The organism is Micromonospora sp. 4G55 (assembly GCF_016803375.1).
This window is the reverse complement of sequence record NZ_JAEVHN010000341.1, coordinates 1-6,541: the sequence shown is the minus strand read 5'-3', so window position 1 is coordinate 6,541 and position 6,541 is coordinate 1. Positions and strand designations below refer to the sequence as shown.

The window sequence follows — 6,541 nt, the reverse complement described above, 5'->3', positions numbered from 1 at the left end:
AGGGTGAGCGAGCCGAGCCCCGGCCCGACCTCCAGCGCCACGTCGTCCGGGGCCAGCCCGGCGGCGGTGACGATCCGGCGGACCGTGTTCGGGTCGTGCACGAAGTTCTGGCCGAGCTTCTTGGTGGGGGCGACGCCCAGCCGGGCGGCCAGTTCCCGGATCTCCGCCGGGCCGAGGAGTCCGGTCACGCCCCGTAGCGTATCGGCGGGACCGGGCCCGCTCACCACGGGCCGAAGACCCGGTCGCCGGTGGCGGAGATGGCGGCGCAGAGTTCATCGAGGTCCGCGCCGGTGGTATCGGCCAGGAACCGGACCGTCAGCGGGATCAGGTACGACGCGTTCGGCCGCCCCCGGTGCGGCATCGGGGTCAGGTACGGCGCGTCGGTCTCCACCAGGATCTGGTCGAGCGGGGTGAGCGCGGCGGCCTCCCGCAGCGCGCCGGCGCTGCCGAAGGTGACGGTGCCGGCGAAGCTGAGCAGGTAGCCCCGCCGGACGCACTCGGCGGCGAACTCGGCGTCGCCGGAGAAGCAGTGCAGCACCACGGTGTCCGGCGCGCCCTCGTCGTCGAGGACGCGCAGCACGTCGGCGTGCGCGTCCCGGTCGTGGATCACCAGGGCCTTGCCGTACCGCTTGGCGATGGCGATGTGCGCCCGGAAGCTCTCCTCCTGCGCGGCCCGCCCCTCGTCGCCGGTACGGAAGAAGTCCAACCCGGTCTCGCCGACGCCCCGGACCCGGTCCCGGGCGGCGAGCGCCTCGATCTCGCGCAGCGCCTCGTCGAGGTCGGCCAGCCGGGGCGCCTCGTTCGGGTGCAGCGCGACGGTGGCGAGCACCGCCGGGTACTTCTCGGCGACGTCGGCGCCCCAGTGGGAGGAGCCCACGTCGACGCCGACCTGGACCAGCCGGTCCACGCCGACGGCGGCGGCCACCTCGATCGCGGCGGCGACCGGGTCGTCGGCGGGACCCCCGCCGGGGACTCCGGCCTCGCTGACCGTGATGTCCAGGTGGGTGTGGCTGTCGAGCACGGGGCGGGGCAACGCCTCCGGCGCCGGCGGGAACTCCCCGGCCCGGCGGGCGGCCCGCTGCTTGCGGGTTTCGGTCGGCTCACTCATCGCGGCCAGCATCACACACCACCGCCGGGCCACGTCGCTCAGACGCCATCGACTGTTCACCGGCCTGGCATCCGTCACGCTTAGTGTTTCCGGAATGACCGTCACCCCTCACGCCAGCGACACCGGGCTGCGCGTCGTCCACGAGGGCACGACGTACCCGGCGGAGGAGATCGCCCGGGGCGCGGCGTACGAGTTGTTCCGCGCCGACGAGGCACCCGGTTTCGAGTGGGCGCCCCGGCCGGGCTCGGCGCTGCCGTGGCGCAGGTTCGTCCACGTGACCGAGGTCGGTGCGGTGCAGGGGGCGGCCGAGCCGGCCGAGGAGCCGGAGGCGCCGCTGCTGGTGCCGCTGCACCGGGAGCGCGGCTGGGCGTACGTGCACCAGCTCAGCCAGCAGCCGACGGCGGCCGGGGACCCGACGCTCCGCACCGTCCGCGCCTCGGCCGTGGTGCGGCGCGGCACCCGGATGGTCAAGGTGCTCTCCGCCCAGCAGCTCGCCGGCTACGTGCGGGGTCGGCTGCCGCACGGCTTCTGCTACCGGGAGCACGACGTGGCGCACCTGCGTACGCCGGCGGCGCTGGCGGTGCTGCGCGGCGACGGCGCGGGCGGCGGCGACGACGTGGCGTACGTGCTGCGCTGGCGGGCGGCCGACCCGGTCGACTACGAGGTGCCGGTCGGCCCGGCGCACCGGGGCCTGCTGGCGCTGCCGCCCCGGGACCGGCTCGGACCGCCGGTGCTGGGCACCGGCTTCGTGCCGAGCAACGCGCAGCTGATCCCGGAGTTCGTCACCCGGGACTGCGCCGACCTGCCGCTGCCGGCGAACGCCACCCTGCTCGCGTACACCGCCGAGGGGGTGGAGGTGGTGCTCTACAGCTATCAGGCGGAGCAGCGCGGCTGGCTGCGGATGGTCGGCCCGCAGTGGCGGCACCTGCTCGCCGGGGTGCCGGAGCTCTCCCCCGACCAGGAGTACCTGCCCACCGGCGACGCGCCCCGCTCCACGCAACTGGTCGGCCGCCACGGCGGCATCGAGTACGAGGCGGTGGCCGACCTGCCCGGCGGCTTCCGGGTGCTGGCGATGACCCGGGCCGCCCGCTACCCGGTCGAGTGGGTGGCCCGCCGGCTGCGCTACGCCCGCTGGCGGGACGTGCCGTGCCTGGTGTTGCGGGAGGAGGCGGGGTGGCTGCGGTTGCGGCTGTGCCGACCGGACCCGGACTCGGTGGTCGACACCGGGTCGCAGTGCCACGAACGGGGTGTCTACGAGACGTGGGCGCCGGGGGCGGAGGTCACCGACGATCGGGTGGTGGACCTGCCGTACCCGCAGGCATGACCGGGGGTGGATCGGGAAGACGCGGGCGCCCGACATCCCACGGAACCAGGAGACGCCGGATGCCCTTCCTCACCGTCGGCGCGGAGAACTCCGGGCCCATCGACCTGTACTACGAGGACCACGGCTCGGGTCAGCCGGTCGTGCTGATCCACGGCTACCCGTTCAACGGGGCCACCTGGGAGAAGCAGACCATCGCCCTGCTCAACGCCGGGTACCGCGTGATCACCTACGACCGGCGCGGCTTCGGCGCCTCCGCCCAACCTGCGACCGGGTACGACTACGACACCTTCACGGCCGACCTGGACGTGCTGATGACCGAGCTGGACCTGCGCGACGCGGTGCTGGTCGGCCACTCGATGGGCACCGGCGAGGTGACCCGCTACCTGGGCCGGTACGGGTCGCAGCGGGTCAGCCGCGCGGCGCTGCTGGCCCCGCTGGCCCCGTACCTGATGAAGACGGCGGACAACCCGGAGGGGGTCGACCGGCAGGTCTTCGACGGGTTCCGGATGGCCGTGCGGGCCGACCGGTTCGCGTACCTGACCGAGTTCTGCAAGACGTTCTTCAACTGGGACGAGAACAAGGGCGAGCGGGTCAGCGAGGAGGCGTTGCGGGCGCACTGGATGATCGGTGCGAAGTCGTCGGCGACGGCCATGCACGACTGTTTCGCCGCCCTGTCGTCGGACTTCCGGGGCGACCTGCCCGGCATCGACGTGCCGGTGCTGATCGTGCAGGGCGACAAGGACGCGGTGCTGCCGTACCCGGTCACCGGTCAGCGGCTCCAGCCGATGCTGCCCACCAGCCGGCTGGTGACCCTGCCGGGCGCGCCGCACGGGATTCCGTGGACGCACGCCGACGAGGTGAACCGGGAGCTGCTGACGTTCCTGGGAGCGATGGCCCCGGCCTGACCGTCGACCGCGGCAGGCATGACGCATGACGCAGGTCGGTCGGGGAAAGCGCAGGCGTCAGTGACCATCAGCCCATCGGGAGACGAGCATGCCCTTCATCACCGTGGGGACGGAGAACGCCGCCCCCGTCGACCTGTACTACGAGGACCACGGCTCGGGTCAGCCGGTGGTGCTGATCCACGGCTTCCCGTTCAGCGGCGCGACGTGGGAGAAGATGAGCGGCCCGCTGCAGGCGGCCGGCTACCGGGTGATCACCTACGACCGGCGCGGGTTCGGCGCCTCGGCCCAGCCGGCGTTCGGATACGACTACGACACCTTCACCGCCGACCTCGACGTCCTGATGACCGAGTTGGATCTGCGCGACGCGATCCTGGTCGGGCACTCGATGGGCACCGGCGAGGTGACCCGCTACCTCGGGGCGTACGGCTCGGACCGGGTGGACCGGGTAGTGCTGATGGCCCCGCTGGCGCCGTTTCTGTTGCAGACCGCCGACAACCCGGAGGGTGTCGAGAAGAGCCTGTTCGACGGGTTCCAGCAGGCGATAATCGCCGACCGGTTCGCCTTCCTGAGCCAGTTCTGCGAAGCGTTCTTCAACTACAGCGAGAACAAGGGCAAATGGGTGAGCGAGGAGGCGTACCGGGCGCACTGGAACATCGGCGCGACGGCGTCGGCGAAGGGCACCCACGACTCGGTGGACGCCTGGCAGACCGACTTCCGGGGCGACCTGCCGAACATCAACGTCCCGGTGCTGATCATCCAGGGCGACAAGGACAACGTGCTGCCGTACCCGAAGACGGGTCAGCGGTTGCAGAACATGCTGTCCAACGTCAAGTTGATCACCCTGAAGGGGGCGCCGCACGGCACGCCGTGGACGCACCCGACAGAGGTGAACCAGGCGATCATGGAGTTCATCGGCGCGCCGAGGATGGCGCGCGCCTGACCGGGTGACGACGGCGGCCCCCGAGAGACCTCGGGAGCCGCCGTCACCGCCTGACGCTCAGCCGGCCAGCCGGGCCAGCTCCTCGTCGACGATGGACGGGTCGAGCTTGCGGAACACCGGCTTCGGCGCGGCCAGCGGCCGGCCCGCCTCCACCGGTACGGACTCCCAGCGCGCCCCGACCGTGTAGTCGCCGGTCAGCACCGGGTACGCCGGCCCCCCGTCGAGGTCGTCGACCTCCTCGATCACCGGCATCGGCGCGTGCACGCCGGTGCCGCCGAGCAGCTCGTGGATCTTCTGCGCGGAGTGCGGCAGGAACGGGGTGAGCAGCGTGTTGGCGTCGCTGACCACCTGGAGGGCGACGTGCAGGATCGTGCCCATCCGCGGCTTGTCCGCCTCGTCCTTGAGCTTCCACGGGGCCTGCTCGGAGAGGTACTTGTTGGCCTCGGCGACCACCTTCATCGCCTCGCCGATGGCCTGCTTCTGCCGGTGCTTGGCGATCAGGTCGCCGACGACGGCGAAGCCGGCCCGGGCGGTGGCGAGCAGCGCCTCGTCGGCCTCGGTGAGCCCGGCCGGGTCGACCGGCGGGATCGCGCCGAAGTTCTTCGCCGCCATCGAGACCGACCGGTTGACCAGGTTGCCCCAGCCGGCGACCAGCTCGTCGTTGTTGCGGCGGAGGAACTCCGCCCAGGTGAAGTCGGTGTCGTTGCTCTCCGGGCCGGCGACGGCGATGAAGTAGCGCAGCGCGTCGGCGTCGTAGCGCTCCAGGAAGTCCCGGACGTAGATGACCACCTTGCGGGACGAGGAGAACTTGCGCCCCTCCATGGTCAGGTACTCGCTGGAGACCACCTCGGTGGGGAGGTTCAGCCGGCCCAGCTCGCCCGGCTCGCCGTCGCCTGCGCCCTCACCGGAGTAGCCGGAGAGCAGCGCCGGCCAGATCACCGAGTGGAAGACGATGTTGTCCTTGCCCATGAAGTAGTAGCCGCGGGCGTCCTTGCCCTCGCCGTCGGCCGACCACCACTTCCGCCAGGCCTCCGGGTCGCCCGTACGGCGGGCCCACTCGATGGAGGCCGACAGGTAGCCGATCACCGCGTCGAACCAGACGTAGATCCGCTTGTCGCCGCGGTCGCGCCAGCCGTCGAGCGGGATCGGCACGCCCCACTCCAGGTCCCGGGTGATGGCCCGGGGCTGGAGGTCGTCGAGCAGGTTCTTCGAGAAGCGCAGCACGTTGGGCCGCCAGCCCTCCCGGGTGTCCAGCCACTGCCGCAGCACGTCGGCCAGGGCGGGCAGGTCCAGGAAGAAGTGCTCGGTCTCGACGAACTTCGGCGTCTCGCCGTTGATCTTCGACTTGGGGTCGATCAGGTCGACCGGGTCGAGCTGGTTGCCGCAGTTGTCGCACTGGTCGCCGCGGGCGCTGTCGTAGCCGCAGATCGGGCAGGTGCCCTCGATGTAGCGGTCCGGCAGGGTCCGGCCGGTGGACGGGGAGATCGCGCCGGTGGTGACCTTGGGCACGATGTAGCCGTTGCGGTGCAGCCCCTGGAACAGCTCCTGCACCACCGCGTAGTGGTTGCGGGTGGTGGTGCGGGTGAAGAGGTCGTAGGAGAGCCCCAGCGCCCGCAGGTCCTCGGCGATCACCCGGTTGTACCGGTCGGCCAGCTCGCGGGGGGTGACCCCCTCGGCGTCGGCCTGCACCTGGATCGGGGTGCCGTGCTCGTCGGTGCCGGAGACCATGAGCACGTCGTGGCCGGCCATCCGCATGTACCGGGCGAAGACGTCGGAGGGAACGCCGAAACCGGAGACGTGGCCGATGTGGCGCGGGCCGTTGGCGTACGGCCAGGCGACCGCCGCGAGAACGTGACTCATGACCAGCAAGCCTAGTGACCGCGCCCCGGTGGCCGCGAACCAATAGGCCTCCCCGTGTCGGGACCGACACCGCCGACGGTCGATCCACCCCCGGCCGTTCGTCCGATTTGTCGCCGACACGCGGCCTGAGCTGCCCGGCCCCTCCCCCGACGCGGTGTCCAATGAACGCCGTGACTGGCAGACGAGCGGCACCCGGGCGCGGCGAGAAGTCCCCGGGCACCAGGACGGACCCGCCGGCCGCACCGGCGCCGGGGTGGCGCGGTCGCGCCCCAGCCGCGGGTGGTGCCGGGACCGGACGAGACGCCGGTCGAGGTCGAGCCGACCACCGGCGCGCCGGTCGACGCGGTGCCGCGCCGGGTTCCGGTGCGTCAGCCGGCGCGCGGCCCGCGCGTCGATCGCGCCAC

6 protein-coding genes are annotated in these 6,541 nt (G+C 72.2%); 3 read left to right on the top strand and 3 right to left on the bottom strand.

The annotated features are described in order from the left end of the window. A partial coding sequence (locus JNW89_RS23545; protein WP_309140021.1) for an rRNA adenine N-6-methyltransferase family protein occupies positions 1–188 on the bottom strand: 188 nt, incomplete at its 3' end. A 32-nt stretch (positions 189–220) separates the two neighbouring features. After that, positions 221–1,120, bottom strand: coding sequence for a TatD family hydrolase (locus tag JNW89_RS23540; protein ID WP_238450531.1), 900 nt, complete (start codon positions 1,118–1,120; stop codon positions 221–223). Between the two features lie 82 nt (positions 1,121–1,202). Here JNW89_RS23540 and JNW89_RS23535 point away from each other — a divergent pair, with 82 nt between their 5' ends. The 3 genes from JNW89_RS23535 to JNW89_RS23525 all read left to right on the top strand — a co-directional run bounded on the left by JNW89_RS23535 (position 1,203) and on the right by JNW89_RS23525 (position 4,277). Continuing rightward, positions 1,203–2,432 (top strand): hypothetical protein, encoded by a 1,230-nt coding sequence (locus tag JNW89_RS23535; RefSeq protein ID WP_238450530.1) that lies wholly within the window; start codon positions 1,203–1,205, stop codon positions 2,430–2,432. A gap of 59 nt (positions 2,433–2,491) precedes the next feature. Beyond that, a complete protein-coding gene (locus JNW89_RS23530; protein ID WP_238450529.1) occupies positions 2,492–3,337 on the top strand; it encodes an alpha/beta fold hydrolase in 846 nt (281 codons plus the stop codon). Between the two features lie 88 nt (positions 3,338–3,425). Continuing rightward, on the top strand, positions 3,426–4,277 hold the full coding sequence (locus JNW89_RS23525; protein WP_238450528.1) for an alpha/beta fold hydrolase: 852 nt from the start codon (positions 3,426–3,428) through the stop codon (positions 4,275–4,277). A 57-nt stretch (positions 4,278–4,334) separates the two neighbouring features. Here JNW89_RS23525 and metG read toward each other — a convergent pair whose 3' ends face one another. Continuing rightward, complete coding sequence (gene metG / locus JNW89_RS23520) at positions 4,335–6,137, bottom strand: methionine--tRNA ligase (RefSeq protein ID WP_238450527.1); 1,803 nt, start codon at positions 6,135–6,137, stop codon at positions 4,335–4,337. Positions 6,138–6,541 lie beyond the last annotated feature (404 nt).